The sequence below is a fragment of the Ruegeria sp. AH12 genome (genome assembly GCF_056541465.1).
Genome location: NZ_JBQFYL010000010.1, coordinates 55,249 through 80,327, shown reverse-complemented (window position 1 = coordinate 80,327; position 25,079 = coordinate 55,249). Strand labels below are relative to the sequence as shown.

At 58.6% G+C, this 25,079-nt stretch carries 26 protein-coding genes; 15 read left to right on the top strand and 11 right to left on the bottom strand.

The window, feature by feature from the left end; translation table 11 throughout:
* Window positions 1-15: 15 nt before the first annotated feature.
* On the bottom strand, window positions 16-996 hold the full coding sequence (locus tag ACR0EL_RS14920; protein ID WP_480500736.1) for a porin: 981 nt from the start codon (window positions 994-996) through the stop codon (window positions 16-18).
* Window positions 997-1,278: 282 nt separating this feature from the next.
* On the opposite strand from ACR0EL_RS14920, the gene ACR0EL_RS14915 reads away from it, so the two are divergent.
* From ACR0EL_RS14915 to ACR0EL_RS14895, 5 genes are all read left to right on the top strand, one after another.
* Complete coding sequence (locus ACR0EL_RS14915) at window positions 1,279-1,767, top strand: DUF3576 domain-containing protein (protein WP_353009023.1); 489 nt, start codon at window positions 1,279-1,281, stop codon at window positions 1,765-1,767.
* 72 nt (window positions 1,768-1,839) lie between these two features.
* Window positions 1,840-4,392, top strand: coding sequence for a leucine--tRNA ligase (gene leuS / locus ACR0EL_RS14910; protein ID WP_480500734.1), 2,553 nt, complete (start codon window positions 1,840-1,842; stop codon window positions 4,390-4,392).
* Window positions 4,379-4,882 (top strand): LPS assembly lipoprotein LptE, encoded by a 504-nt coding sequence (gene lptE, locus ACR0EL_RS14905; RefSeq protein ID WP_480500733.1) that lies wholly within the window; start codon window positions 4,379-4,381, stop codon window positions 4,880-4,882. Before leuS ends, lptE begins: the two co-directional genes overlap by 14 nt.
* Complete coding sequence (gene holA, locus ACR0EL_RS14900) at window positions 4,879-5,907, top strand: DNA polymerase III subunit delta (RefSeq protein ID WP_480500732.1); 1,029 nt, start codon at window positions 4,879-4,881, stop codon at window positions 5,905-5,907. Before lptE ends, holA begins: the two co-directional genes overlap by 4 nt.
* A gap of 68 nt (window positions 5,908-5,975) precedes the next feature.
* Window positions 5,976-6,563 (top strand): glutathione S-transferase family protein, encoded by a 588-nt coding sequence (locus tag ACR0EL_RS14895; RefSeq protein ID WP_480500731.1) that lies wholly within the window; start codon window positions 5,976-5,978, stop codon window positions 6,561-6,563.
* Here the strand turns inward: ACR0EL_RS14895 and ACR0EL_RS14890 are convergent.
* On the bottom strand, window positions 6,556-7,737 hold the full coding sequence (locus tag ACR0EL_RS14890; RefSeq protein ID WP_480500729.1) for a TIGR03862 family flavoprotein: 1,182 nt from the start codon (window positions 7,735-7,737) through the stop codon (window positions 6,556-6,558). The genes ACR0EL_RS14895 and ACR0EL_RS14890 overlap by 8 nt on opposite strands.
* A 46-nt stretch (window positions 7,738-7,783) precedes the next feature.
* On the opposite strand from ACR0EL_RS14890, the gene ACR0EL_RS14885 reads away from it, so the two are divergent.
* A complete protein-coding gene (locus ACR0EL_RS14885) occupies window positions 7,784-8,080 on the top strand; it encodes an HNH endonuclease (RefSeq protein ID WP_480500728.1) in 297 nt (98 codons plus the stop codon).
* On the opposite strand, the gene ACR0EL_RS14880 is transcribed toward ACR0EL_RS14885, so the two are convergent.
* From ACR0EL_RS14880 to ACR0EL_RS14870, 3 genes are read right to left on the bottom strand one after another with little or no spacing between them, the layout of a single operon-like run.
* A complete protein-coding gene (locus ACR0EL_RS14880; RefSeq protein WP_480500726.1) occupies window positions 8,081-8,818 on the bottom strand; it encodes a VOC family protein in 738 nt (245 codons plus the stop codon).
* Complete coding sequence (locus tag ACR0EL_RS14875) at window positions 8,815-9,423, bottom strand: enoyl-CoA hydratase/isomerase family protein (protein ID WP_480500724.1); 609 nt, start codon at window positions 9,421-9,423, stop codon at window positions 8,815-8,817. Before ACR0EL_RS14875 ends, ACR0EL_RS14880 begins: the two co-directional genes overlap by 4 nt.
* Window positions 9,420-10,163 carry an SDR family oxidoreductase gene (locus ACR0EL_RS14870; RefSeq protein WP_353009004.1) on the bottom strand — a complete coding sequence of 248 codons (744 nt, stop codon included), beginning with the start codon at window positions 10,161-10,163 and terminating at the stop codon, window positions 9,420-9,422. Before ACR0EL_RS14870 ends, ACR0EL_RS14875 begins: the two co-directional genes overlap by 4 nt.
* Window positions 10,164-10,303: 140 nt before the next feature.
* On the opposite strand from ACR0EL_RS14870, the gene ACR0EL_RS14865 reads away from it, so the two are divergent.
* From ACR0EL_RS14865 to lpxK, 5 genes are all read left to right on the top strand, one after another.
* Complete coding sequence (locus ACR0EL_RS14865) at window positions 10,304-11,824, top strand: DUF2125 domain-containing protein (protein WP_480500722.1); 1,521 nt, start codon at window positions 10,304-10,306, stop codon at window positions 11,822-11,824.
* Between the two features lie 135 nt (window positions 11,825-11,959).
* The gene (locus tag ACR0EL_RS14860) at window positions 11,960-13,306 is read left to right on the top strand and encodes a TldD/PmbA family protein (protein ID WP_480500721.1); all 1,347 of its coding nucleotides are present in this window, start codon (window positions 11,960-11,962) and stop codon (window positions 13,304-13,306) included.
* Window positions 13,293-14,093: an inositol monophosphatase family protein gene (locus tag ACR0EL_RS14855; protein WP_480500719.1), complete on the top strand. Its 801-nt coding sequence runs from the start codon at window positions 13,293-13,295 to the stop codon at window positions 14,091-14,093. Before ACR0EL_RS14860 ends, ACR0EL_RS14855 begins: the two co-directional genes overlap by 14 nt.
* Window positions 14,090-15,325: a 3-deoxy-D-manno-octulosonic acid transferase gene (locus ACR0EL_RS14850; RefSeq protein ID WP_480500718.1), complete on the top strand. Its 1,236-nt coding sequence runs from the start codon at window positions 14,090-14,092 to the stop codon at window positions 15,323-15,325. The genes ACR0EL_RS14855 and ACR0EL_RS14850 overlap by 4 nt, the downstream gene beginning before the upstream one ends.
* Window positions 15,312-16,310, top strand: a complete 999-nt coding sequence (gene lpxK, locus ACR0EL_RS14845) for a tetraacyldisaccharide 4'-kinase (protein ID WP_480500717.1) — start codon at window positions 15,312-15,314, stop codon at window positions 16,308-16,310. The genes ACR0EL_RS14850 and lpxK overlap by 14 nt, the downstream gene beginning before the upstream one ends.
* Before the next feature lie 33 nt (window positions 16,311-16,343).
* On the opposite strand, the gene ACR0EL_RS14840 is transcribed toward lpxK, so the two are convergent.
* Window positions 16,344-17,006 (bottom strand): DsbA family protein, encoded by a 663-nt coding sequence (locus tag ACR0EL_RS14840; protein ID WP_480500716.1) that lies wholly within the window; start codon window positions 17,004-17,006, stop codon window positions 16,344-16,346.
* A 13-nt stretch (window positions 17,007-17,019) separates the two neighbouring features.
* Window positions 17,020-17,526 carry a DUF721 domain-containing protein gene (locus tag ACR0EL_RS14835; protein ID WP_480500714.1) on the bottom strand — a complete coding sequence of 169 codons (507 nt, stop codon included), beginning with the start codon at window positions 17,524-17,526 and terminating at the stop codon, window positions 17,020-17,022.
* A 150-nt stretch (window positions 17,527-17,676) separates the two neighbouring features.
* Between ACR0EL_RS14835 and ACR0EL_RS14830 the strand changes: the two genes are divergently transcribed.
* The gene (locus ACR0EL_RS14830; RefSeq protein WP_480500801.1) at window positions 17,677-18,663 is read left to right on the top strand and encodes an A/G-specific adenine glycosylase; all 987 of its coding nucleotides are present in this window, start codon (window positions 17,677-17,679) and stop codon (window positions 18,661-18,663) included.
* Between the two features lie 59 nt (window positions 18,664-18,722).
* Entirely contained in the window at window positions 18,723-19,859 is a 1,137-nt protein-coding gene (locus ACR0EL_RS14825) for an alkane 1-monooxygenase (RefSeq protein WP_480500713.1), read from the top strand.
* 78 nt (window positions 19,860-19,937) lie between these two features.
* Here ACR0EL_RS14825 and ACR0EL_RS14820 read toward each other — a convergent pair whose 3' ends face one another.
* The 4 genes from ACR0EL_RS14820 to ACR0EL_RS14805 all read right to left on the bottom strand — a co-directional run bounded on the left by ACR0EL_RS14820 (window position 19,938) and on the right by ACR0EL_RS14805 (window position 23,855).
* The gene (locus ACR0EL_RS14820) at window positions 19,938-21,320 is read right to left on the bottom strand and encodes an adenylate/guanylate cyclase domain-containing protein (protein WP_480500712.1); all 1,383 of its coding nucleotides are present in this window, start codon (window positions 21,318-21,320) and stop codon (window positions 19,938-19,940) included.
* A gap of 141 nt (window positions 21,321-21,461) precedes the next feature.
* On the bottom strand, window positions 21,462-22,565 hold the full coding sequence (locus ACR0EL_RS14815; RefSeq protein ID WP_480500711.1) for a DNA methyltransferase: 1,104 nt from the start codon (window positions 22,563-22,565) through the stop codon (window positions 21,462-21,464).
* Between the two features lie 105 nt (window positions 22,566-22,670).
* On the bottom strand, window positions 22,671-23,288 hold the full coding sequence (locus ACR0EL_RS14810) for a ribonuclease HII (protein ID WP_480500710.1): 618 nt from the start codon (window positions 23,286-23,288) through the stop codon (window positions 22,671-22,673).
* 111 nt (window positions 23,289-23,399) lie between these two features.
* A complete protein-coding gene (locus tag ACR0EL_RS14805) occupies window positions 23,400-23,855 on the bottom strand; it encodes a hypothetical protein (RefSeq protein WP_480500709.1) in 456 nt (151 codons plus the stop codon).
* A 176-nt stretch (window positions 23,856-24,031) separates the two neighbouring features.
* Between ACR0EL_RS14805 and ACR0EL_RS14800 the strand changes: the two genes are divergently transcribed.
* Window positions 24,032-24,319: a hypothetical protein gene (locus ACR0EL_RS14800; protein WP_353008971.1), complete on the top strand. Its 288-nt coding sequence runs from the start codon at window positions 24,032-24,034 to the stop codon at window positions 24,317-24,319.
* Entirely contained in the window at window positions 24,291-24,992 is a 702-nt protein-coding gene (locus ACR0EL_RS14795; RefSeq protein ID WP_353008969.1) for a winged helix-turn-helix domain-containing protein, read from the top strand. Before ACR0EL_RS14800 ends, ACR0EL_RS14795 begins: the two co-directional genes overlap by 29 nt.
* The last annotated feature ends 87 nt before the right edge of the window (window positions 24,993-25,079 follow it).

Here is a 25,079-nt window from a genome sequence, read left to right as displayed (position 1 = left end):
GTGGTTCAGATCAACTTAGAAGTTGAACTGGGCACCGAAGTCAGCGCGGGTCGTACCGTCTGCAGAACCAACTTTGGTGCGACCGATACCACCGCGCAGCGATGCACCGCCGCCCAGATCATAGATCGCGCCAATGCCGTACTGCTGGGTGTCACCATCTGCCGAACCGTCGCCGTAAGCGGCGGTCAGGGTCAGAGCGGAACCAACGTTGTAGGCAGCCGAAATACCATAGTTGGTGCCATCGGTTTCTTCACCAGCGTCGTTAAGCGGCGTGTCGCTATCGCGACCAACGAACAACGTACCCGAGAAATCACCGAATTCCGCACCCAGGGTCAACACAACCAGGCTTGGATCATCAGCACCGGCAGGACCATCGGTTTGACCGTAGGCCAATGCGGCGGTGATGTTGTTGAAGGTGTAGGTCGCGCTGATGTCCCACTGGTCAGCACCGCTCAAAGCGGCGTTGCCGTTGTTTTCGGTGTTCTGGTCATAAGACGCGCCAAACGCGAAGTCGCCAACCGCATACTGGAAGAACACGGCGTTGGCACCGGAGCCGGTCGAGCTGTAGGCTAGGAATTCATAGTCAACACCGGAATACTGACCGATGAAGTTTTCCAGACCAGGCTCGTTACCGTAGTAGTTTGCCAGGTTGTCGAACGCGCCAGCTACGTTGCCCGCGTCAACACGCAGACCGCCGAAGATGACCGAGAAGCGGGCACCGTTCAAACCAGCAGACCCTGCTTCACCAGTGTCAGCATCGTCATCGGCCTGCAAACGAACACGGCCCTCGAAGCGGACGCCACCGTCAGTTTCAGTGATGCCGTCGATGTTCAGACGGAAGCGAGAAACCAATGCGGTATCGCTTACATTGTCGTTGGTCGAACGATCTTCGATATAACCAATACCAAAGCGACCATAGCCGCTGAACTTGACTTCAGCTGCTGCAACGCCTGCGGTCGCGATCAGCGCCGTCGTTGCAAAGAGAACTTTTTTCATCTTGTTTCCCTCGGTTTCAAAGATTTATCTACTCGACACATGCCTAGCACATGTCTCAGCACGGACATCGTTTCGCTCTTTTTGCCCCCTTTACGCAAGCTTGGCCTAATCAACGCGCTGTCATTGGCAAAATATTGGTGCAAGGATGCCACAGTCATCTCCTCGCCCCGCCGCGCAGCGGCACCCTCAATAAATACTAAAGAATAGGGTTGTTGCACACAGGGACCTTAGTTAGGAGTATCCCCTGACGATGACAGCGAGTGAAAACAGGACCTGCTTACGATGCGTGTGCCTACGATTTTGGGTTTGATTGCAACAATTGCCGCCGTTTCGGCCTGCGGCCCGAATCGAGGCGCGGCGCCTAACCCGGCTTATAGCAACACCGACAGCAGCCGGTCGTCCGAGCGCGAGCTGAACGATCCTGAGCGCACATCGATCTGGGATGTGTTTGATCGCGGCACCGCCGAGCAGACGACCAATGTGAATCGCTATCTTTGGTCTGCCTCTCTGGACGTTCTAAGCTTTCTTCCAGTTCAGGAGGTCGATCCCTTCACCGGCGTGATCGTTACGGGGTATGGTACTCCTCCGGGCGGTGGACGCTCCTATCGGGCGACCGTACATATCAGCGACCCGGCCCTTGCTGCGCGGTCTTTGTCGGTCGCCTTGCAAAGCAGCGGCGGCGCGCCTGTCAGCGATGCGACCGCGCGCGCGGTCGAGGATGCGATCCTGTCCCGCGCCCGTCAGCTACGCATTGCAGACAGTAAGTTCTAGCAACCCGATGAAATACACTCTAATACCACGCCGGGTTCTGACCCGGCGTTTTCATTCACGAAGGACCGCATGATGTCGCGCTATTCGGCCAACGAAATCGAAGCAAAGTGGCAAAAGGCCTGGGACAAGGCCGGGATTTTCACGGCAAGCAGCAAGGCAGACAAGCCGAAATACTATGTGCTTGAGATGTTTCCTTACCCGTCCGGGCGCATTCACATGGGTCATGTGCGCAACTATACGATGGGCGACGTGATCGCGCGGCACAAGCTGGCGACCGGCCATAACGTATTGCATCCAATGGGTTGGGACGCCTTCGGGATGCCAGCCGAAAACGCGGCAATGGCGATCGGCGGGCACCCGAAAGATTGGACATACAGCAACATCGCCGACATGCGCGGGCAGATGAAACCTCTGGGCCTGTCCATCGACTGGTCCCGAGAATTCGCCACCTGTGACCCTGAATACTATGGCCAGCAGCAGGCTTTATTCCTCGATATGCTTGAAGCCGGGCTGGTCTATCGCAAGAACGCCGTCGTGAACTGGGACCCGGTCGACATGACCGTTTTGGCCAATGAACAGGTGGAAAACGGGCGCGGCTGGCGTTCGGGCGCATTGGTGGAACGGCGAGAGCTGACCCAGTGGTTCTTCAAGATCAGTGACTATTCCGAAGAATTGCTTGAGGCGCTGGATACCCTCGATAACTGGCCCGCCAAGGTCCGCCTGATGCAGGAAAACTGGATCGGCAAGTCGCGCGGCATCGAAATCCCGTTTGAGCGCACGGATGGCGGTGAGCCCATAATTTGCTACTCGACCCGTCCAGATACGCTGCGGGGTGCAAGTTTCATTGCAGTCTCGCCGGAACATCCTTTGTCGCGCAAGCTGGCAGAAAACAGCCCCGAAGCTGCTGAGTTCATCGCCGAATGCCGCAAGATGGATACCACCGAAGCAGCCATGGAAAAGGCCGAGAAAAAGGGCATCGATACCGGTATCTCCGTGCGTCATCCCGTCTGGCCGGATCAGGAACTTCCGGTTTGGATCGGCAACTTTGTCATGATGGACTATGGCACGGGCGCGGTTTACGCCTGTCCAGCGCACGACCAGCGTGACTTGGATTTTGCCCGCAAGTACCAGCTTCCCGTTGTGCCTGCGTTCCATATGCCAGGTGATGAATCCGAGATCGAAACCCAGGCGCTGGTGCCACAGAAGTCCGAGAAAGTCGTCTATATTGACCACTTTGCCGGTTTGGGCAAAGCCACCAGCCACGACGGGATCGACAAAACAATCGACTGGTTCGAACAGCGTAATTTGGGCACAGCGCAGGTCAAATTCCGTCTGCGCGACTGGGGCCTCAGCCGTCAACGCTATTGGGGCTGCCCGATTCCCGTGGTTCATTGCGAGAAATGCGGCACAGTTCCCGAGAAGAAAGAGAACCTGCCGATCGAACTGCCCTATGATGATGGCAACGGCAAACCCATCGACTTTTCGATCCCCGGCAACCCACTGGACCGCCACCCCAACTGGCGCGACACCCCGTGCCCTGCCTGCGGCGCTCCATCCAAGCGCGAAACCGACACGATGGACACGTTTGTCGATTCGTCCTGGTACTATGCCCGTTTCACAGCCCCGCATGCCGAAACGCCCACAGATTTGGCCGAGGCCGAGTACTGGATGAATGTCGACCAGTATATTGGCGGGATTGAGCATGCAATTCTGCATCTGCTCTATTCCCGGTTCTTTGCGCGGGCGATGCAGATCACCGGACATCTGCCGAAAAAGGCTATTGAGCCGTTCGATGCGCTGTTCACCCAAGGCATGGTGACGCACGAAATTTACCAGACCCGCGACACCAAAGGTCGTCCGGTCTATCACCTGCCTGAAGATGTGACTGACGGGAAACTGGCTGACGGCACCGAGGTCGAGATCATCCCATCGGCCAAAATGTCGAAATCCAAGAAGAACGTGGTGGACCCGGTCAGCATTATCTCAGCCTTTGGCGCGGACACTGCGCGCTGGTTTGTTCTGTCCGATTCTCCGCCTGAACGGGACGTGGAATGGACTGCTTCCGGGGCCGAGGCCGCCTTTAAGCACCTCAGCCGCGTGCACCGCATTGCGTCTGAGATCGCCGAGTCGGATATCCCGGCCAATGACGAGGATGCGACTCTTCTACGCGAGATGCACAAAGCGATCCATGATGTATCTGGCGGGGTCGAATCCTTTGGCTTCAACGCCTCTATCGCTAAGCTTTATGCGTTCACCAATACGCTTGCGAAATCCAAAGCAGGGTCAGATGCCAAACGCCAGGCAGCGAAGATATTGGCGCAGTTGATGTCGCCGATGACGCCGCACCTGTCCGAGGAGCTCTGGCAACTGTTAGGAGGTGAAGGGCTGGTAGCAACTGCCTCATGGCCAGAGGCGGATGAGGCGATGCTGGTGGATGATACCGTTACCTTGCCCATTCAAATCAACGGCAAGCGCCGCGCAGAAATCAGCGTTCCGAAGGATATGCCCAAGGACGAGGTTGAAAAAATCGCGCTTAGCACCGAAGCTGTCGAAAAGGCGCTGGATGGTGCCGCACCGAAGAAAATCATCGTTGTTCCGGGTCGGATCGTGAATGTCGTCGTTTGATCGCAGAAAAGTTCTACTGATGCCACTGGCAGCCTGCCTTGCCGGGTCTGCCTGCGGATTTGAACCTGTTTACGCCCCAGGTGGGTCTGGTTCCGAGCTGTTTGGCCGGGTCGAACTGTCGGCCCCGAGCACGGTTGATAGTTTTCTTCTGGTTGAAAACCTTGAACAAAAACTGGGCCGCAGCGCCACATCCGGCAAGGACTACAAGCTGGACGTCCAGGTTGCGACCGACATTCAAGCCGCCGCGATCACGACAACCAACGAAACCAACCGCTATACCATCAATGGCCGAGCCGAGTATTCGCTGCGATCCAACGAAACGGGTCAGATCATGGCGTCGGGTACGGTTACCGATTTTGTGGGCTATTCAGCTGCAGGTTCGACCGTTTCCACACTGGCGGATGAGCGGGATGCGAAACGGCGATTGATGTCGATTCTGTCGGATCAGATCGTCAATCGGCTGTATGCCACGCCGGACCTGACCGCATGAAGCTGAGCCCGCGTGAGGCGGACGGCTATTTCGCCAAGCCTGATGCGGATAAAGTTGGGCTGCTGATTTACGGTGCCGATGCCATGCGGGTGGCGTTGAAACGGCAACAGGTTCTGGCCGCTCTGCTTGGAGATAATGCCGAAGAGGAAATGCGCCTGACGCGGATGCCGGGCAGCGACCTGCGCGGCGATCCTGCGCTGTTGCTGGATGCGATCAAGGCAGTGGGCTTCTTTCCGGGCCCACGCGCGGTATTTGTGGAAGAGACCACCGATACCGCCGCGCCGTCGATTTTGGCGGCGCTTGAAGATTGGGCGCCCGGTGATGCGCAGATCATCGTCACCGCGGGTCAGCTGAAACCTAGCTCGAAAATCCGCAAGGCCTTTGAGGCGCATCCACAGGCCTACGCGGTTGGCATCTACGATGATCCCCCTTCACGAGCCGAGGTCGAGCGGGTTCTGACCCAGGCTGGGCTGCGCGACATCCCGCGCGATTCGATGTCAGCACTCAGTGAACTGGCCGTCAGCCTCAGCCCAGGTGATTTCGCCCAAACCATTGAAAAGATTTCACTTTACAAACGCGGCGATGATACCGAGCTAAGCATGGATGACATAGAGGCCTGCGCGCCCCGCTCGACCGAGGCGGCGTTGGATGATGTCCTGAACGTTGTTGCCGAAGGACGCGCCGGAGAAATCGGGCCGCTGATCCGGCGGTTGCAGGCACAAGGCACCAATGGGGTAACGCTGTGCATCGGTGCGACCCGGCATTTTCGAACACTTTATGCCTGCGCCTCGGATCCTGGCGGCGCGGCGCAAGGCATCGGCAAGCTGCGGCCTCCGGCCTATGGCAAACGGCGCGACCGCATTCTGCGTCAGGCGCAGGGATGGGGCGCGCCAAAACTACAAACGGCACTGACGGTGCTGACAGATACCGACCTGTCCCTACGATCTGCCGGTCAAACCGCCCCCGCAATGGCATTGGTCGAACGCGCAATGATCCGATTGGCGATGCTGGCGCGGTCACGCTGACCCCGCGTATGTCTTGATGTACGCGCGATCCGGGTCACATTCGGGCAGACATTTGGCAGGAGGATAGCATGTACAAAGTCTATGGGAGCGTTCGAAGCCGCGCAGCGCGTGTCATCTGGCTGCTTGAGGAGTTGGGTCAGCCATATGAGCTGATAAAAGTCGGACCACGCGACCCCCAGGTCGTGGCGTTGAACCACACTGGCAAGATCCCTGTACTGGAGGATGATGGCCAGCTGATCTCGGATAGCTCCGCGATCATGACCTATCTGGCTGATAAACATGGCGCTTTCACCTATCCCGCTGGCAGCTACGAGCGCGCCGTTCAGGATTCGATGTTCCATGCGATTCTGGACGAATTGGATGCAGTCCTGTGGGTCGCGGCACGCCATGGCTTCATTTTGCCGGAAGACAAACGCGCGCCAGGCGTCAGCGCGGCGGCCAAATGGGAGTTCGACAGAAACTTCCAGCGGTTAGAAAGCCGGTTTCAGGGTCCGTTCCTGCTGGGCGATCAGATGACGATTGCAGATATCCTGCTTGTCCATTGCATGAGCTGGGCCAAAGGCGCGGATTTCCCGCTAAACTCCGACGTATTGAAAGCCTATGGCAAAGAGATGCGGAAACGGCCTGCCTATAAGAAACTGGCCGAGCTTAGCTAATCCGCAGCCAGTCAGCGGCTGATCGACCGGCCCAGCGCCCGGTGGCGAAACAGGCGGTGAGAAGGTAGCCCCCTGTGGGGGCTTCCCAATCCAGCATCTCACCTGCACAGAACACGCCCGGCAGGGCGGTCAGCATCAGGCCATCGTTCAGCGCATCGCGTGAAACGCCCCCCGCGGTCGAGATCGCCTCGTCCATCGGGCGCAATCCAGCATGATGGACGGGCAGCGCTTTGATCAAGCTAGCCAGCGCTTCGGGCCCAGATGGAAGGGGGCGTCCAAACTCGACCAATAGCGCAGTTTTGGTCGATCCCAGTTTCAGCACTTTGCGGATATGGTTTGACAGGCTGGCCTTGCCGCGCGGTCTACCAAGGCGGTGCGCCACATCTTGCACTGAAAGGTCGGGCATCAGATCCATGAACAAAGGCTCTCCTTCCCGCACCGCCTTGCAGGTGGTGTAGATGCCACCCCCTTCCAACCCGCGGGCCGAGATCACGGCCTCACCCCGCGTGCGCAGCGACCCGGCCTGTAAGGCGACACCTTTGATCGGTGCGCCGAAATGCTGTGACATGTGATCTGACCAATCGACTATGAGCCCTGCATTGGCAGGGGCGAACGGCGCAAGCTTGACACCTTTTTGGGCAAGGTCATCCGCCCAGGCACCATCTGATCCCAAGCGCGCCCAACTGGCACCACCCATCGCAAGGATCGTCACGTCTGCCTTGATCGCCTGTGCCCCATCTGGCGTGTCAAAGCTGAGCGTATCGCCCTGCCAGCCGGTCCAGCGCCAACGGGTTTTGATCTCAACGCCAGATTCAGACAGGCGCGCCAACCATGCGCGCAACAAAGGGGAGGCTTTCATGACCGTCGGAAACACGCGCCCGGTAGAACCCGTGAACAGCTCCTGCCCCAGCTCTCGGGCCCAATCTTGCACCGCCTGCGCGTCAAACTCGGAGATCATCGGGCGTAACCAATCGGCGGCCTCATCATAGGATCGGATCAGCTTAGAAAGTGGCTCATCCTTGGTCAGGTTCAGACCCGATTTCCCCGCCATCAGAAACTTGCGCGCAACCGAAGGCTTGGCCTCGGCCACCAGAACCGCGTGACCGGCCAGCGCAAGCTGTTCCGCGGCCATCAACCCGGCGGGCCCTGCCCCGATCACCACTGCCTGCGCCATTCTCACCCTCTTGCCTTCAACGCCCATAGGCGCATCATTTCACACCATGACGAACAGCCATCCAATCTGCCCGCTTTGCGACCGCCCGATCCCCGAGGGCGGCGGCAGCCTGCATCATCTGATCCCAAAACTCAAAGGAGGCAAGGGCGGGCCCACCGTGCTACTGCACAAGATTTGCCATAAAGAGGTCCACGCCACCCTGTCCGAGGCTGAACTGGCGCGCAGTTTCAACACGGTCGAGGCCCTGCGCAGCCATCCACGGCTTGAGACATTCCTGAGCTGGGTTCGCAAACGACCACCGGGCTTTCAATCGAAAGTGCCGGGCAAGCGCCGGGGCCGGTGATCAGCCGGGCAGGATGGGATCGCCGAACGCATCACGGATCGAGTCGGCCAAGCCTTCGAATTCCAACCCCTTGTAGTCCGGTACAGGCACGAGTTGCGCACCCGGAATGTGTTGGAATTCAAGCGTTGTGTAAGGGCGTTTCCAAAGCCACTCCCGGTTAGACACCGCCCAAAGATCAGGATCGGGCGGCGCCTCTTGCGTGAACGCATAGAAATGCAGATCGAACCCATATGGCGCGACCTCCTGCATCGATAGCAAGGACATGCCCTGAGCGCGGCAGGCTGCATCTTCGGCAGCAATGTTCCCGGTCCGCAGGGTGATCTGACCTATCCGCGCCTGCGCGAAGGGCTGCTTAAGATCGGCTGCGGTTTCAGGCCGATTGCCTTCGAAATCATGCTGCAAAAGCTCGATCACGAACCCTTCAGGGTCGCTTAGATGGGCCATATAACCGATGTCCAGAAACTGGCGGGGCGCGCTGACCGCGTGATCCTGTTGGCGCAAGGCTTCCACCGCCATGTCCACATCCGGCAGAGTGATCCCGATCTTCCAATAGCGCTGGCCAGGGTCGTGGGCGTATCCACCGCCGCCCGGCATCAGCAATAAGTCCGCATCCTGCCCGTCATATCCAACACGGCGATTCTGCCCCTCGGCCCTCACCGACATGCCCAGCGCATCCCGATAAAAACCGGCCAGACGATCCGGGTCAGCGACGCGCAATCGCAGTGCGGACAGCCTCATCGGCACAGCCCAGCAATACCCGCCGCGATGTCGGGCTTTGCAGCGACACTGTCCGCAACCAGTTCGCGCGCTGTGGGCATCAGGTCTTCGGGTGCGACGATGCGATCGACGAGGCCAAAAGCATAGGCCTCCTCGGCCGAGATTTTCTGGCCAGACATCAGGATCAGTTTAGTCCGCGCCGGGCCAATCAGGGCCGCCATGCGCTTCGGATCAGACGGTTGCGGCAAGAAGCCAAGTTTCATCACCGGATAGAAGAACTTGGCGGAAGGTACTGCAATGCGCAGATCACAGGCCAACACCATCCCGTTCGCCCCACCCGCCAGCGTGCCGTTCAAGGCGGCAACCGTCAGGCAGGGCAAGGCGGCAATGGCACCCGACAGGCGTTCCCAGACATCCGATGTCGCCAGCCCGGCGCGCGCCTCGTCCAGATCGGCACCGGCACTAAACACTTTGCCTGCACCTGTCAGGATCAGGGCGCTGGCCACAGTCGCCGCCTCTGCAATCTCGGCCAGTTCGGTCAGCATCGCCCCGGTCAGGGCGTTCGCCTTGCCGGGGTTGTTGATCGTGACGGTCCAAAGCCCGTCGTCTTGCGTCAGTTCAATCACGTCAGGCCGATCCTTTGGCGGATGTCGTCCTGCCGCAGGGAAATCTCGGCCCCTAGAAACTCATCCGCGTCAGGCGAGCACATCCACAACAGCGCCCGCGCAGGCCAGTCCGCCGGGATATGAACATCCCAGTCCAACTGGCTGACCGGGTTGATGCCGCTGGCCTTAATGACACGCTGCATATCCGTGGCCACCGTACCCGGCGACAAGCCCATGGCGCGGATACCGTTATGCACCTCTTCCAGATGCAGGCATTCGGTCAGCATCTTTGCCCCCGCTTTCGAGGAGCAATAGTGACTCCAAGCCTCAACAGGGTTCGACGCCGCGCCGGATGAGACGGTCAGTATCGTCCCTCCGCCCGCGGCACGCATAACTGGCAGGGCGGCGCGCATCCCGTAGAACACGCCTTTAAGGTTGATGTCGATGGCTTGGCTCCAGGATTCGACATCTGCATTGGCCAGATGAAAGATCGGCTCGATCACCCCGGCATTACCTATTAGCACATCCAATCCGCCAAAACGGGCGACGCAATCAGCCACCGCCTGCTCGACCTGTGCGAAATCGCTGACATCGCAAGCCAACGCAATCGCATTGTCGCCCAGCGCAGCCGCCAGCGCATCAATCTGATCACGACTGCGTGCGACAAGCGCGACATTGGCCCCGGCTGCGGCAAAAACGCGCCCTGCCTCGGCCCCGATGCCCCGGCTGGCGCCGGTTATGAGTACTGTTTTTCCCTGCATTTGCCCCTCCTGACGTACTGAGTTTGAATTTGGCTACAGGCGTAGCGCGGAAACGGGGAAAGGGTCCAGCCCTTGCCCCCTTGACGATGCCCGCCACAACCCCGACCATGCGCATCAAATTGATCAAGAAGGGTTACCTTATGTCTGTTTTCCTCCGCCGCAGTTGCGGCGCTGCCTTAGCCTATACCATCGCCACCCAAGGCGCCTGGGCCGACCTGACCGCCAATGATGTCTGGGCGGACTGGCAATCTTACTTTCAGTCGATGGGCTACACCATCACCGGCGATGAAAGCAGTGCCGGGGACGTGACGACTATCGCGAACATGACTGTACTGATGGATCTGCCCGAAGATGAGGCCGAGTTCAGCATGATGATGCCTGAAGTTACGCTGACAGAAAACGGAGATGGCACGGTCAGCATCGGCTTCCCAGAAAGCTTTCCATTGACTCTGTCCGGCACCGCCGAGGATGAGGTGTTTTCCGTCGATCTGGTCTATTCTCAGACCGATCTGGACATGGTTGTCTCAGGCACACCTGAGGACATGACCTATGACTATTCGGCATCCCAGCTGAGCGTCGCGATTGAAGAGCTGGAGGCAGGCGATGAAGCACTGCCCGCTGATGCATTTGACGTCCAGTTCGATATGGTCGATGTGACCGGCAGCTCGCGCATGCTCATCGGTGAAGATCGCACCATCGCTCAGACCCTGGAGGCCGCGGAGTTGTCTTACAACGTCGCGTTTGAAGACCCTGAACTTGGGGATTCGGGCCTGTTCGTTGGACAGTTGAATGATCTAACATTCGAAGGCGATAATGTTCTGCCAAGCGGGCTAGACCTGAGCGATCCCAGCGCGTTTTATACCTCCGGTTTCGAATTTGATGGTGAATTCACTTACAGCTCGGGCGAGACAAATGTCAGCGGGGTCGCAGAGGGTAGCGAGTTCACCATGGCAAGCTCCTCCGAAGGTGGGCGTTTCGCGGCCAGTATGGACGCCGAGAGCTTGGCTTATGATCTTGAACAGAACAAAACCCAGATGGCAGTGACCACAGCCGACCTGCCTTTCCCACTGGAACTGGCGATGGAAAAGGCTGGTCTGAAGCTTGATATCCCGGTGCAGCCCTCGGATGAGGTCAAACCGTTTGGGTTTGCGATGAATCTGACCGATTTCACCATGTCCGACGTTTTGTGGAGCATGTTTGACCCCGCAGGCACCCTGCCCCGCGACCCGGCAACAATTGCACTGGATACAAACGGAACGGCCAAGGTGCTGATGAACATCTTCGACCCGGAACAGGCGGCAGCTCTTGAAAGCTCCGACGAATTGCCTGCCGAGTTGCATTCGTTGACGATCAACGAGCTGCTGGTCTCGCTGGTTGGCGCGCGCCTGTCAGGTGACGGCGACTTTGCCTTCGACAACGAAAACACCCAGGAATTCGGCATGCCCGCCCCATCGGGTGTCGCTAATCTTGAGTTGGTGGGCGCAAATGCACTGATCGACAAACTGATTGGAATGGGTCTGGTGTCCGAGAATGACGCGCTGGGTGCGCGTATGATGATGGGCATGATGGCCGTACCGGGTGATGAGCCGGATACGCTGACATCGAAGATTGAGTTCACCGAAGACGGCCAGATTCTGGCCAATGGTCAACGCATTAAGTAAATGTGATCGAACAAGGGCGCCCCAATGCGCCCTTGTTCATGACCTTGGATGCAAACACCACGATTGCATCCGGCTGCAGGTCTTGCGAGACGGGCTGTGCAAGGCTAGGTCCTGTGCAAAGAAACCGGAGACGCCATGACCCGCACGCCACAAGAGTTGACCCAGAACCTGTTGGATGCTGCCCGCAAAGCCGGGGCCGAGGCAGCGGATGCCATCGTGATCGATGGCTCTTCGGTCTCTGTCGAGGTGCGGCACGGAGCGTTGGAGCATGCCGAACGCTCGGAAGAAACGGAATTTGGGCTGCGCGTGTTTGTGGGCAAGCAGCAAGCGATTGTCTCCAGTTCTGACGCGCGACCCGACACGCTGACCAAAATGGCGGAACGCGCAGTGGCCATGGCCAAGGAGGCGCCGGAGGACCCGTTTACGGGCCTAGCTGACAGCGCTCAACTGGCGACAGATTGGGATATCGACGCGTTGGAGCTGTTCGATCCTGCGCCGGAACCCGCAGCAGATGCCTTGATGCAGGATGCGATTGCCGCCGAGGCGGCGGCAATGGCCGTGTCCGGCGTATCGCAAGTGTCGGATGCAGCGGCCGGTTACGGCACCCATCGGGTTAGTTTGGCGGCGACCAACGGGTTTTCCGGGCAGTACACGCGCAGCTATCGGTCAACCTCCTGCGTGGCGATCTCGGGCGAAGGCACGGGGATGGAGCGTGACTATGACAGCGACGCCCGAACCTTTCAATCGGACCTGCGCACGCCCCAGGATATTGGCCGCTCGGCAGGCGAACGGGCCGTGTCGTTGGTGGGCGCGCGCAAACCCAAGACCGGAAGCTTTCCGGTTTTGTTTGACGAGCGCATATCGACCTCTTTGATCGGACACTTGCTGGCAGCCAGCAACGGCGCTGCAATTGCACGCGGGGCATCCTGGCTGAAAGACAATCTGGGGGAACAGGTTCTGCCCGCGCATCTCTCCTTGATCGAAGACCCGCATCGCCCGCGCATCTCGGGCTCTCGCCCCTTTGATGCCGAAGGCCTGCCAACCCAACGTCGTGCGATTGTCGAAAACGGGGCACTGACCGGCTGGACGATGGATTTGTCCAGCGCGCGCAAGTTGGGCATGGCATCGACCGGAAATGCCGCCCGTGGCGTTTCAGGTCCGCCCTCGCCCAGCAATTGGAACCTGAGCCTGACTCAAGGCACGCAAAGCCGCGCCGATTTGCTGCGTGATATGGGAACCGGGTTGTTGGTTACTTCGATGATTGGCTCAACGATCAACCCCAATACTGGTGACTACTCACGCGGGGCGTCCGGTTTCTGGGTCGAAAATGGCGAAATCACCTTTCCGGTCAACGAATGCACCATCGCAGGCAACCTGCGAGAAATGCTTATGCGGATGATCCCGGCCAATGATGCGCGGCCCTATTTGTCGCGGGTCGTGCCCTCGGTACTGATCGAAGGAATGACGCTTGCCGGCAACTGATCTGCCACTTCTGATCGACGCGGCCCTTGAGGCTGGCAAGATCGCGTCCCGCTATTCGGGACCGCAGGCGCAGCGCTGGGATAAACCCGACGGTGCCGGACCCGTGACAGAAGCCGATCTGGCCGTGAACGCGATGCTCGAACAACGGCTGCCGGCGGCCCGCCCGGGCTATGGCTGGCTTAGCGAAGAGACCGAAGACACCGCCGCGCGCCTTGATCGAGACCGAGCCTTTATCATCGACCCAATCGATGGCACCCGCAGCTTTGCCGAGGGGTCCCGGACATGGGCCCATTCGCTGGCCGTTACCGACAACGGCGAAGTGACTGCTGCCGTGATCTACCTACCCATGCGCGATCTGCTTTATGCGGCCAGCAAGGGCCAGGGGGCCACGCTGAATGGCGCGCCGATCCACGCGACAAAGGCCGAGGTTTTGGACCAGTCCGAGCTACTGGCGGCCAAGCCGAATTTGGCTGCGCATCATTGGCGCGCGGGTCAGGTGCCACCCTTCAAACGGGCGTACCGTCCATCGCTGGCCTATCGCATGGCTCTGGTCGCCGAGGGCCGGTTTGATGGAATGCTGACGCTGCGCCCTAGCTGGGAATGGGATATCGCGGCAGGCGATCTGATCGTGCGCGAAGCGGGCGGAATATGTACGGATCGCCAAGGTCAGCCGCTGCGCTTTAACAACGAACATCCCCGATTGAACGGGGTGGTCGCCGCCGGTGAAGGACTGCATACCATTCTGGCCGCGCAACTCGATGAGGATGGTCCGGGGATCCCGGTATGAGCCAGCCCCAATCGCTTAGCCTTATGGCCTATCGGATTCTGTCGTGGCGTATGCCGAAAAACGACGGCCGAACCGATCTGCCACGCCCGACAGGCGAGGTTATGTGGGTGCATATCGCTGATCCGGACCGCCTGCGCGTGATCGTCGATCTATGCGAGCGACTGAAACAGGTCCGGCCGGGATTGTCCGTGCTGCTAACCGCCCCTCCGGATGCTGATCTTTCGCGTTGGGCGGAAACCAGCTTTCCCCTGATCACACTCCCTTTGGAACATACTGGCGCAGCCCGAAGTTTTTTGGATCATTGGCACCCGGATATGGGTCTGTGGGTCGGTGGTGGGTTGATGCCAAGTATCATCACCTGCGCCGCAGACCAGAAAATCCCTCTGATCCTGATCGAAGCAACACCCGAGGTTGTAAGTGTCAAACTTGCGCGCTGGCTGCCGGATATCAGCCGGTATACTTTCAATTGCTTTGATCATATTCTGACGCCATCAGAAGAGATCGCGCGCCAGATTCGACGGCTGGGCATTCCATCGTCAAAAGTCGAGGAATCCCCACCCCTTCAGATCAGTCCGAACCCGAAGCCATGGCCCGAAGACGAGCTGATCGAGGTCACCCATACCCTGTCCAGCCGACCCGTCTGGCTGGCGGCCTGGGTGCAGGATAAAGAGTTTATCTCGATCCTTAGCGCCCACCGTCAAGCCTTGCGCATGATGCCCCGGCTAGTTCTGGTGTTGCATGTCGCCGACATGGGCGAAGCACACCCCTTACAGCGGCGGCTAGCATCGATGGACTTACGCTGTAGCAACTGGGACAAGGGTGACCAGATCGAAGACGCGACACAGGTCATCCTGACCTCAGAGCCCGAAGATCTGGGCCTGTGGCAACGGGTCTGCCCGGTGACATTCATGGGCAGCTCGCTTGAGCGCGGCGCAGGCGGGTGCGGCCCGCTGGAAACGATTGCCCTTGGCTCGGCCATCGTGCACGGACCATTTGTGCATCGATACCAGGGACTTTACGATCAGTTGGAACAGATCAAAGCAGCCCGCATGATCAAATCCGCAACCGAGCTGGGCGACGCGGTGGCCGAACTGCTGGCACCGGATCAGGCGGCGGGAATGGCACTGGCCGGGTGGAAAATGATCACCGAAGGCGCGCCTCAGGCCGACAGGTTGATCGAGATGGTGCAGGACGCGCTGGACCAACGGAGTTCGGACAATGCGAGCACCTGAATTTTGGAACACACCCCCGGATCAACTGGATCTAAGGGCGCGCATATTGGCCCCGCTGGGTCGAATCTATGCGTCGGCTACGGCCCGCCGCGTCGCACAGGAGGCCGGTGTCAAACCGGGCGTGCCGGTCATATGCATCGGCAATCTTAACGCAGGCGGTACGGGCAAGACACCCACTGCAATCTGGATGGTCGAGCAATTGCGCGACAGCTGGCACACGCCGCATATCGTAACACGTGGCCACGGCGGCACACTGGAAGGCCCGGTGCGGGTCGACCCCGGCAAGCACTCGGCAGCGCAAGTGGGGGATGAACCGTTGCTGCTGGCCATGTTCGCCGATGTCTGGGTCGCAAAAGACCGGGCCGCCGGGGCACGCGCGGCGGCGGAGGATGGGGCAACGGTCATCGTTTTAGACGATGGGTTTCAAAACCCCTCGGTCGCCAAGGATTTCTCGATCATCGTGGTGGACGCCCAGCGCGGGTTCGGGAACGGACTTTGCTTGCCCGCAGGTCCGTTGCGCGAACCGGTCGATATTGGCCTGAAACGCGCCGATCTGGTGCTTTCGCTTGGAGATGCCGCCGCACAGGCAAGTTTTGCCGAGCAGTGGGGTGACGCGATCACCGTGCCGCTTGCAACCGGAGTGGTCGAGCCCTTGCAGACCGGTATGGACTGGGCAGGCTCAAAAGTGCTGGCCTTCGCCGGGATCGGCCACCCCGAGAAGTTCTTTCAAACCCTCCGCCAACAGGGGGCAGAGCTTGCGCGCGCCGAAGCGCTGGATGACCACCAGCCTCTGACCACAGCCCTGATGACCCGCCTTGAGAACGAAGCGCGCCTAATGGGCGCACAAATGGTAACAACCGAGAAAGACGCCGTCCGCCTGCCCGAAGCCTTTCGGCGAAAGGTCGTGACCCTGCCGGTTCGTCTTCACATCTCGGATGCAGACGCCGTCAAAGAGATGTTGGCAAAGGTCGCGCCGTCACCCTAGGGCCGGCCCTGTTCGGGCCGACCGGATAACAGCTTAGCTGCCCAGTTCGGATTCGATCAGCTGCTTGAAATCGTCATAAGACTGGTTGGACACTTTCTTGCCGTTGACGATGAAAGACGGTGTCGCCTCAATCCCGTCACGCTCGGCGTTTTCCTGATACCAGGCAACCAATGTCTGAGCGCGTGTGCCATCTTGCAAGCAAGCTTCAAGCTGATCGTTGTCGATCCCTGCGAGGCGACCGATCTTGCGCAACTCATCCACGATCTCAGTCGGGCCACCGGCGCGGGTCCATTCGGACTGACCCTCGTAAAGCAGATCGGTGATGCCAAAGAACTTATCGGGACCCGCGCAGCGCGCTATCATCGAAGCCCACAGACCATAGCGGTCAAAATAGACCTCACGATAGGTGAACTTGACCTTGCCGGTGTCGATGAAATCCTTCTTCAACTGCTTATAGGCGCCTTTATGAAAGGTGGCGCAATGCGGGCAGGTGTAGGATGCGTATTCGATGATCTCGACCGGGGCATCTTGGGCCCCCTGAACCATTTCAACGATGGTTGATGTATCCAGCTCTGCCTCTTGTGCGATGGCACTTCCGACCAGCGGGTTGGTGGGGGTCGAACTTGTGGTTGTCAGCCAATACCCACCAGCGGCAATGGCGACAGCCGCACAGATTCCTGTTGCAATACGGCTCATTCTCAGCCCTTTCTCAGCGTTTGTGCTTAGATAAAATGTTGCGGCCCAGACGTTCAAGGGCAGCGCGCAAATCACCATCGTGAATGTCACGCGACACTTTGTCTGCCTCGGCTGCGATTTCAGGTTCGATTTCGGGTTTTGGCGGCTTCGGTTTGTGATCGAAACTGGCCTGCCCCTCGGCAAATCCGGTCGGAGCGGTCTGTGTGATGCGGATGCGGCTGATTGCGTTGTAACCGTAAACAGCGTTGACCTTACCGCGCAGATGCTCCTTCTGCATTTCCAGCATCGGAGCCTGCGGCCCGGTGGTCAGCAGCGTCAATGTGGCACCAATCCCGCCTTTGCCATACCCCACATTCACTGGACGCGCGATCGAGGCAGTATCCTGCCCCACAATCTCGGCCCAGTGAGTCAGCAGACGCGACACAGCAAATCCCCGGCTTTCCCCGGCGCGCCGAATCTGATCATTCAGCAAACTGGCGGTGCGTTTGAACCCGCGGGTCGAGGAACGTCTGCGTTGCATCTGGTTTCCAACTCCTGCGCCGCTATTGTAATGGGCAGGATGGCAGGTGCCAGCGAAACCCGACAGGGAGTTAGATAAAACTTGCGTGACATCACTGAATTCAGCGTGAGCACCACGCTTTTGGACTGGTACGACCGCCACGCCCGCGAAATGCCATGGCGCGTGGGTCCGGCGGATCGTGCGGCTGGTGTACAGCCTGACCCATACCGCGTCTGGCTGTCCGAGGTGATGTTGCAGCAAACAACCGTGGCCGCCGTGCGTGATTACTTCACAAGCTTCACCACGCGTTGGCCCACGGTTCAGGCGCTGGCCGCCGCACCCGATGATCAGGTCATGGGTGAATGGGCCGGACTTGGCTATTATGCCCGCGCCCGCAACCTGCTGAAATGCGCGCGGGTCGTGGCCGAGGATCACAATGGGCAATTTCCGGACACTTACGATACGCTTTTGCAATTGCCGGGAATTGGTCCCTATACCGCCGCTGCGATCTCGGCCATTGCCTTTGACCGGCCCGAGACTGTGCTGGACGGCAATGTGGAACGGGTGATGGCGCGGCTTTATGACATACACGATCCGCTGCCCGGATCGAAACCCGTTCTGAAGGAAAAAGCTGCCACGCTGACGCCCAACCTGCGACCCGGAGACTATGCGCAGGCCGTCATGGATCTGGGCGCAACCATCTGCACTCCGAAATCCCCCGCCTGTGGCATCTGCCCGCTGCGCGATCCCTGTTCAGCCCGGATCGCCGGAACACAGGCAGATCTGCCAAAGAAAACACCGAAAAAGCCCAAACCCACCCGTTACGGCCATGTCTACATCGCCCAGCATCTGGACGGATCACTGCTGTTGGAACGCCGTCCTGATAAGGGCCTATTGGGCGGCATGCTCGGCTGGCCTGGGTCTGACTGGTCTGGAACTGCTGCCGAAGCGCCCCCTTTCCCAGCGGATTGGCGTACCCTGCCGGGCGAAGTGCGCCATACTTTTACGCATTTCCATCTGGTGCTGAAAATCTGGACAGCCGAGCTGCCGGCCAACACCATACCAGATGGGCTGACACTTCTGACCAAGCATGAGTTCAAACCCAGCGACCTGCCTACTGTGATGCGCAAGGCTCACGATTTGTGGAGGGGGCAATAAGCCCGCTGTCCAAGCGCGATTGCTCGGGCTAGGCTGCGCTCCAAGGTTCGGAGCACTAGATGATCGCAACTCAAACCCTGACCCGCTGGCAGACCGCGATGCCCTTCTGGGTATCGTTCCTGTTGATCCCCTTGATCTGGGCCACAGCAATAGCAGGCGGATGGTGGGTTCTACTGATCCCCTTATCCACCTGGTGGGCCTTTGCCGCTCTCGATCGGCTCACCGGGCTGAATCTTGATAATGCAGACCCGGAAACGCCCGATGACGTCCTGCATTGGTATATCCTGCTGACCAAACTCTGGGCCCCGGCCCAGCTCGTCACGCTGTTTGGCCTGATCTGGTATGCAACCCATACCGACCACCTGACGACCTGGTCCAAGATTGGCCTGTTCTTCGGTATGGGCATCCTTTCGGGCACGGTGGGTATCAATTACAGCCATGAACTGATGCACCAGCGGTCTCGGCTGGAACGCTGGCTGGGGGATATCCTGCTGGCAATGGTATTGTATTCCCATTTCCGATCCGAACATCTGCTGGTGCACCACCGCTATGTCGGAACGCCGCGAGACCCGGTTACCGCGCGCTATAACGAAGGGTTCCATCGCTTCTATCCACGCGTTTTGTTGCAATGTCTGGTCTCAGCCTTTCACGCCGAGAAGGACAAGCTTGCCCGCAAAGATCGCCCTTGGACAGACCGCGCAAACCCGTTCTGGCGCTATTGGGCGCTACAGGGTGGGATGCTTCTGTTGGCCGGGCTGCTCGGAGGATGGGTCGGGCTGGGATTGTTCCTGCTGCAGGCGGGCGTTGCCATCTGGCAACTGGAATTGGTCAACTATGTCGAACATTACGGGCTGACGCGGAAACACATGGGTGACGGCAAATACGAACATGTCCTGCCCCGCCATTCTTGGAACGCCGCGCAAAAAGCATCGAACTGGCTGTTGATCAATCTCCAGCGCCACTCGGATCACCATTACAAACCAAACCGGCGCTTCCCCTTGTTGCAAAACCACGCGCAAGAGGACGCGCCGCAACTGCCCTATGGCTATCCCGTGATGACCGTTGCCGCGATGATCCCGCCTCTGTGGCGGCGCGTCATGAACCCTCGGGTCCGGGCCTGGCGGCGGCAATACTACCCCGAAATCACGGATTGGCACCCTTACAACAAAGCGCTGAACCCGCAGCCAAATGCCTGACCGCTGCGCGCCCTGCGCGCTGCCCCGCCCAACGGATGGGGTTGCATCTTTGATGCGGCCCCTCCGGGCGGGAGCCTCTTAGTTGACCCAGATATCCATAGGGTCTTCAACGCCACGCACCGGTTGGCTGGTTTTCTGTGCGAACCCTTCCAGCAATGACTGGCTCGTCGGGCTTTCTTTCAACGCTTGTTCCCGCAGCGCATCGCTGATTACAATATCCGCTTTAAATTCACGGGTCATCGCCTCAAGCTTGGCCGCAACGTTCACCGCATCGCCGATCACCGCAAACTCCAACCGGTTGGCACCGATATCTCCCAAAACGACCGAGCCATAGTGGACCCCGATCCCGACGTGAATCTCGACCTCACCTGCGCGTCGGCGTTCAAGGTTCCATCGCTCGATAACCTCGGCCATGGCCCGCGCGCAGCCCAGCGCGTTGGTCGCATCCAACGGCGTTGTGACCGGCGTTCCAAACGTGGCCATCAAGCCATCGCCAAGATACTTGTCCAACGTACCGTTATGCCGGAATACCTCGGTCTCCATCCGCCCATGAAATCCGCGCAGAACCTCGATCACCTCATATGGATCGCGACCCGCCGCAAACCGGGTGAACCCAACAATGTCGATAAACAAAACCGCTATGTTCTCTTTGCGAACCTGTTTCAGTGGCTCATCGTTATGGCTCAATGACTCAACCACATTCGGCGAGAAATACCGCGACAGGTTTGCGCGCTCCCTCTCCAGTCCTGCATTGCTGAGCAGAAGGCGATTGAGCCGTCGCATCGAAATGCCCAAGGTCACAGCAACCATCACAAATACGATGACTTCCTGAACCCGCAGAGACACGAGGAAGTTGTTGGGATCAAGCAATCCCTGCAGATCGGGATACCCTTGCAGCGCGACAAAGACCCTGTCACCCAATTCAGGGAATGGCGTTGCAACCCACCAGGCAATGACCCAGCCAACGGTCCAAACCATAGCCGTCCAGGATCCGATCGCAACAACAGTGCGCCATGAATAGGCCAGCGTTCCCGCAGCAAGAATAATGAAAAAGTACTGGAAGTTGTCGAACCGAAATTGTGTCGCAAGGGGCCGTACATCATCGCTGAACGGGTTCGGGACGATCATACCAAGCGTCATGATCAGCAGATCGGCAAAGATCAAAAGCAGCTCGACCCTGGATTGCCCGACGCGCCCCGCACGTTGGATCAACCAGCCGTTTGCGCAAATCAGCAAAAGGATGAAGTGATAGTACAGAACCTCCCAGTTTGGGTTCAGGTAGATCAGCAAAATCCCTGTCAAACCCATCGCAACCCAGCGGGCTCTGACAGCCAGCTCCAGCCCCTCGCGCTTGTGCCGTTCCAGCGCCTCTTCGGCGTATTTGTGGTCCAGATCAAAATCGTCCGGCTGAGTTATAAAGAAACGGCTAAAGCGGGACGGGCTGGGTGCAATGTCGGTCAAGGGTCAGCGCTCCTATACGGTCTGACGGGGTTGGCTTATGCAATCATTCCTTGGTCAAAAACAAAAGACCCCGCCGTAGGATCGGCGGGGCAAGGCTAAGTGCCTTGTGTCAGGCCACAGGCACCGGCGGTATTCTTGAAATCAGTTGTGCATCTCGGACCGGATTTGCTGACGCAACACGTCGATGGGCACTGTCTTGCCATCGCGCTTGAAGCACCAATATGTCCAGCCGTTGCAGGAGGGGGCGTTTTCCAGATGTGCGCCAACCTGATGGATCGAGCCTTTGACATTGTCGCCCACGAGGGTGCCATCTGCCCGAACCTTGGCCTTATGGCGCTGGTTCATGGAATAAAGCTCCTCGCCCGGACGCAGCATGCCGCGTTCGACCAACTGTCCAAAGGGCACGCGCGGCTCGGCGCGTTTGCTGGCGCTGACCTCCAGCGCCTCGCGGTCGAACTTGCGCACTTTTGCGATGCGCTTTTCAGCAACTTTGCGATAGCTTTCTTCGCGCTCGATGCCGATGAACTCACGACCAAGCATTTTCGCGACGGCACCCGTGGTGCCAGTACCAAAGAACGGGTCCAACACCACGTCACCCGGGTTGGTCGACCCGATCAGAACGCGATGCAGCAGCGATTCCGGTTTCTGTGTGGGATGTGCCTTATCGCCGTTGTCGTCTTTCAGGCGTTCGTGTCCGGTACAGATCGGCAGTACCCAGTCGCTGCGCATCTGCACGCCTTCGTTCAGGGCTTTCAGCGCCTCATAGTTGAACGTGTATTTCGCGCCTTCCTGTTTCGAGGCCCAGATCATCGTCTCATGCGCGTTGGTGAAACGCTTGCCACGGAAATTCGGCATCGGATTCGATTTGCGCCACACGACGTCATTCAGAATCCAATAACCCGCATCCTGCAGGGCCGAGCCGACGCGGAAGATGTTGTGATACGAGCCAATGACCCAGATCGCACCATTTGGTTTCAGCAGACGATGCGCCGCCTTCAGCCATTCGCGGGTGAACTGATCATAGGCACCAAAACTGCTGAACTGATCCCAGTGATCGTCAACCGCATCGACCTGAGAGTTATCCGGGCGATGCAACTGGCCCTTCAGCTGCAGATTATAGGGCGGGTCTGCGAAAATCAGGTCAACTGACGCCTTAGGCAGACTGTTCATCACGTCGATGCAGTCTCCGGAAAGAATCGTGTTTAAAGGGAGCGCAGCTGCGCCCTTTGTCTTAATGATGGTCATATCACTGCCTCAGTTCCACGGCGCTTTTGCGCTCATTTGGTTGAGACAAGGATGATTCAAAGATGATTCGCCGTCAAATTCTTTTTTGAATCAGTGGCTTACGATTTACTCTTGATACAAGATATTGTGGACCGGTTTGAATGAACGTCTATGGTGTGGGGTCACACCAAGATTTTGCAGCGCGTCGCGGTGTTGTTTTGACGGATAACCGGCGTTTGTCTCCCATCCATATCCCGGATGCTGTTGCGCCAAATCCACCATCAGTTGATCACGCCAGTTTTTTGCCAGGATCGAGGCCGCCGCAATCGACACTGATCGGGCGTCTCCTTTGACCACGGCTTGGGCGGGGATCTTCAGGTCGCGCGGGATCATATTGCCATCGATCAGCAGATAATCAGGCGCCGGGGTCAAAGCTGCCACCGCGCGCTCCATTGCCAAATGCGAGGCGCGCAGGATGTTGATCTCATCAATCTCAGCCACGGATGCTTCGGCCACTGCAAATTCTGCCCGGTCCCGCAACGCCGCATCCAAAGCGGCGCGGCGTTTGGCGGTCAGCTTCTTGGAATCATTCAACCCTTCGGGAATGTCTTGCGGGTTCAGGATCACGGCGGCCGCAACCACCGGCCCAGCCAATGGGCCGCGCCCAACTTCATCCACACCCGCGATGCGAAGACGCCCGCTGTCCAACAGGGCCTGCTCAAGCTCAAAACTCGGAACCATCATCCCTTTGGAAAACCGTGTTTCATCACCGACCGCAAGAAAAAAGAGAGGGCCGCCTGCGCCGCCCCCTCTCTTGCGCGGTGCTTCTGCGGCACCGCTCCTGCTCGTGACTGATTACTGATAAACCACGCGGTAACCTTGTTGGCGCAGGCATGCGGGCTCGTAGGCCCGTTTGACCTTTTTGCCATTCCAGAAACCGACCTTGCACTCTTGTGGCAGGCTATTGGCGTGTTTGTAGTGCTTGTTGAGACAACCGGTCCCCAACAGCGGCCGGTCCCCATAGGCATTGAAAGTTCGTAAACAGCGCTGCGGTAAATCATAACGCGCCACCCGTCTGGGCAGTGGTTTCACATGGTGCGGCTTTGGGTCCACATGGGTATACTGCCGCGAGGCACGCTCACGATCTTTGCGTTTTTCCTTGTTGTAGTGATTTACCGCCGCGCCAATGATCGCAATCGCAGCCAGCCCGCCCAGTATGTCACGCGTGTCCGCTGCGCGCGCTTGCGAGGCGGAAACCCCCGTTACAGCCATGGCAACCCCAATGATCAGAGCGATGAATTTCTTGTGCATCTTGCTTGTCCTTTCGGATGTGGATGCGACCGCATGACGGGTCGCGCATTCGATGCATCCAGACTGGGCCCTCACCTTTCAGACAGGCAATAACAGGCCTCTGCTATCCAATATCAGCCTGCGCAAACCCCTTGCGTTATTGAATATCGGGCCAACTCATGCGCAGGATGCGGCCTATGAAACAGATCATCTCTTCTTTGGCCCTGGCGTCCCTGATATCGGTGGGCTCAGTCGCGTCCGCAGCAGACTGCTATGCGGACTACAAGGCGAAACAGGACAACCCGTTGCGCCTGCACTACGGTGTGATGCAGGTGACCTCGTGCGACAAAGGTCAGGCGAAGCAAGAGGTCGCCCAGCGCCTGCAAGGCTCTGGCTGGACCTTGCTGAATGTAATGACGGTGTTCGGGCCGGAAGGGTTGGATCAAAGGAAGGCCAATGCCGGAAAATTCTATCTCCGTTTCTGATGCAAGACGGTCTGGTACCCGGCTGGTGGGGCTGGGAATCGCTGCGATCCTGATCATCCTTGTCACCGCCGCCGCTTTTTTGTTGTGGACATTGCCGGATGCCAATGCCTTCAACGCGCGGGTTGAGCGGCTGTTCGTCGAAAGTGATCTGACTTCGCAGGCAGAAATCCGGCTGCTGGAGATTCTGGCACAATCCGGCACCGCCTTTGCGGACACGCTGGCAAGCTATCGGATGGTGATCTACGTCTTGTTGGTCTTTTCCTGCGCGATGCTGATTTCCGCGTTTGTGTTTCTGGTCATGCTGGTGCTGCTGAACCGTCGCATGGCGCAGATCGAACGCACCGGGATACAGGTTACTTCCCTGCTGATCAGCCGCGAGGAAAACACCGTTTACCTCAACAACATGGATTTCAAACTGACCCCTGCGGCAATGGAAACCCTGTCGGTTCTGGCGGAATCCCGTCTGGATGATGAGGTGCTGTCCGGCGCGCAGATCGAAGGAATGATCTCGGGCCGCGACGCCTCAGATTGCGACGAAGCGGCAGGTGCGACACGGATCAAACGTTTGCGCGATGCCTTGGGCAATCAGATGGTCAGCGAGCTGTTGGTGAAAAACATCGCAAAGAAAGGCTATATGCTATCGATCGAGAAAGATGTCATTCAGATGGTCTGACATCACTGGGGGATCAGACCCGCACCCGATAAAATCTGCATGATCCCTCTTGGAATGGACGGCGGAAAGCCCCATTCTTTGTGGACC

Coding starts and splice junctions, on each gene's coding strand:
- ACR0EL_RS14920 (WP_480500736.1), bottom strand. CDS start 996: ATGAAAAAAGTTCTCTTTGCAACGACGGCGCTGATCGCGACCGCAGGC.
- ACR0EL_RS14915 (WP_353009023.1), top strand. CDS start 1,279: ATGCGTGTGCCTACGATTTTGGGTTTGATTGCAACAATTGCCGCCGTT.
- leuS (WP_480500734.1), top strand. CDS start 1,840: ATGTCGCGCTATTCGGCCAACGAAATCGAAGCAAAGTGGCAAAAGGCC.
- lptE (WP_480500733.1), top strand. CDS start 4,379: ATGTCGTCGTTTGATCGCAGAAAAGTTCTACTGATGCCACTGGCAGCC.
- holA (WP_480500732.1), top strand. CDS start 4,879: ATGAAGCTGAGCCCGCGTGAGGCGGACGGCTATTTCGCCAAGCCTGAT.
- ACR0EL_RS14895 (WP_480500731.1), top strand. CDS start 5,976: ATGTACAAAGTCTATGGGAGCGTTCGAAGCCGCGCAGCGCGTGTCATC.
- ACR0EL_RS14890 (WP_480500729.1), bottom strand. CDS start 7,737: ATGGCGCAGGCAGTGGTGATCGGGGCAGGGCCCGCCGGGTTGATGGCC.
- ACR0EL_RS14885 (WP_480500728.1), top strand. CDS start 7,784: ATGACGAACAGCCATCCAATCTGCCCGCTTTGCGACCGCCCGATCCCC.
- ACR0EL_RS14880 (WP_480500726.1), bottom strand. CDS start 8,818: ATGAGGCTGTCCGCACTGCGATTGCGCGTCGCTGACCCGGATCGTCTG.
- ACR0EL_RS14870 (WP_353009004.1), bottom strand. CDS start 10,163: ATGCAGGGAAAAACAGTACTCATAACCGGCGCCAGCCGGGGCATCGGG.
- ACR0EL_RS14865 (WP_480500722.1), top strand. CDS start 10,304: ATGTCTGTTTTCCTCCGCCGCAGTTGCGGCGCTGCCTTAGCCTATACC.
- ACR0EL_RS14860 (WP_480500721.1), top strand. CDS start 11,960: ATGACCCGCACGCCACAAGAGTTGACCCAGAACCTGTTGGATGCTGCC.
- ACR0EL_RS14850 (WP_480500718.1), top strand. CDS start 14,090: ATGAGCCAGCCCCAATCGCTTAGCCTTATGGCCTATCGGATTCTGTCG.
- lpxK (WP_480500717.1), top strand. CDS start 15,312: ATGCGAGCACCTGAATTTTGGAACACACCCCCGGATCAACTGGATCTA.
- ACR0EL_RS14840 (WP_480500716.1), bottom strand. CDS start 17,006: ATGAGCCGTATTGCAACAGGAATCTGTGCGGCTGTCGCCATTGCCGCT.
- ACR0EL_RS14835 (WP_480500714.1), bottom strand. CDS start 17,526: ATGCAACGCAGACGTTCCTCGACCCGCGGGTTCAAACGCACCGCCAGT.
- ACR0EL_RS14830 (WP_480500801.1), top strand. CDS start 17,677: ATGCCATGGCGCGTGGGTCCGGCGGATCGTGCGGCTGGTGTACAGCCT.
- ACR0EL_RS14825 (WP_480500713.1), top strand. CDS start 18,723: ATGATCGCAACTCAAACCCTGACCCGCTGGCAGACCGCGATGCCCTTC.
- ACR0EL_RS14815 (WP_480500711.1), bottom strand. CDS start 22,565: ATGACCATCATTAAGACAAAGGGCGCAGCTGCGCTCCCTTTAAACACG.
- ACR0EL_RS14810 (WP_480500710.1), bottom strand. CDS start 23,288: ATGATGGTTCCGAGTTTTGAGCTTGAGCAGGCCCTGTTGGACAGCGGG.
- ACR0EL_RS14805 (WP_480500709.1), bottom strand. CDS start 23,855: ATGCACAAGAAATTCATCGCTCTGATCATTGGGGTTGCCATGGCTGTA.
- ACR0EL_RS14800 (WP_353008971.1), top strand. CDS start 24,032: ATGAAACAGATCATCTCTTCTTTGGCCCTGGCGTCCCTGATATCGGTG.
- ACR0EL_RS14795 (WP_353008969.1), top strand. CDS start 24,291: ATGCCGGAAAATTCTATCTCCGTTTCTGATGCAAGACGGTCTGGTACC.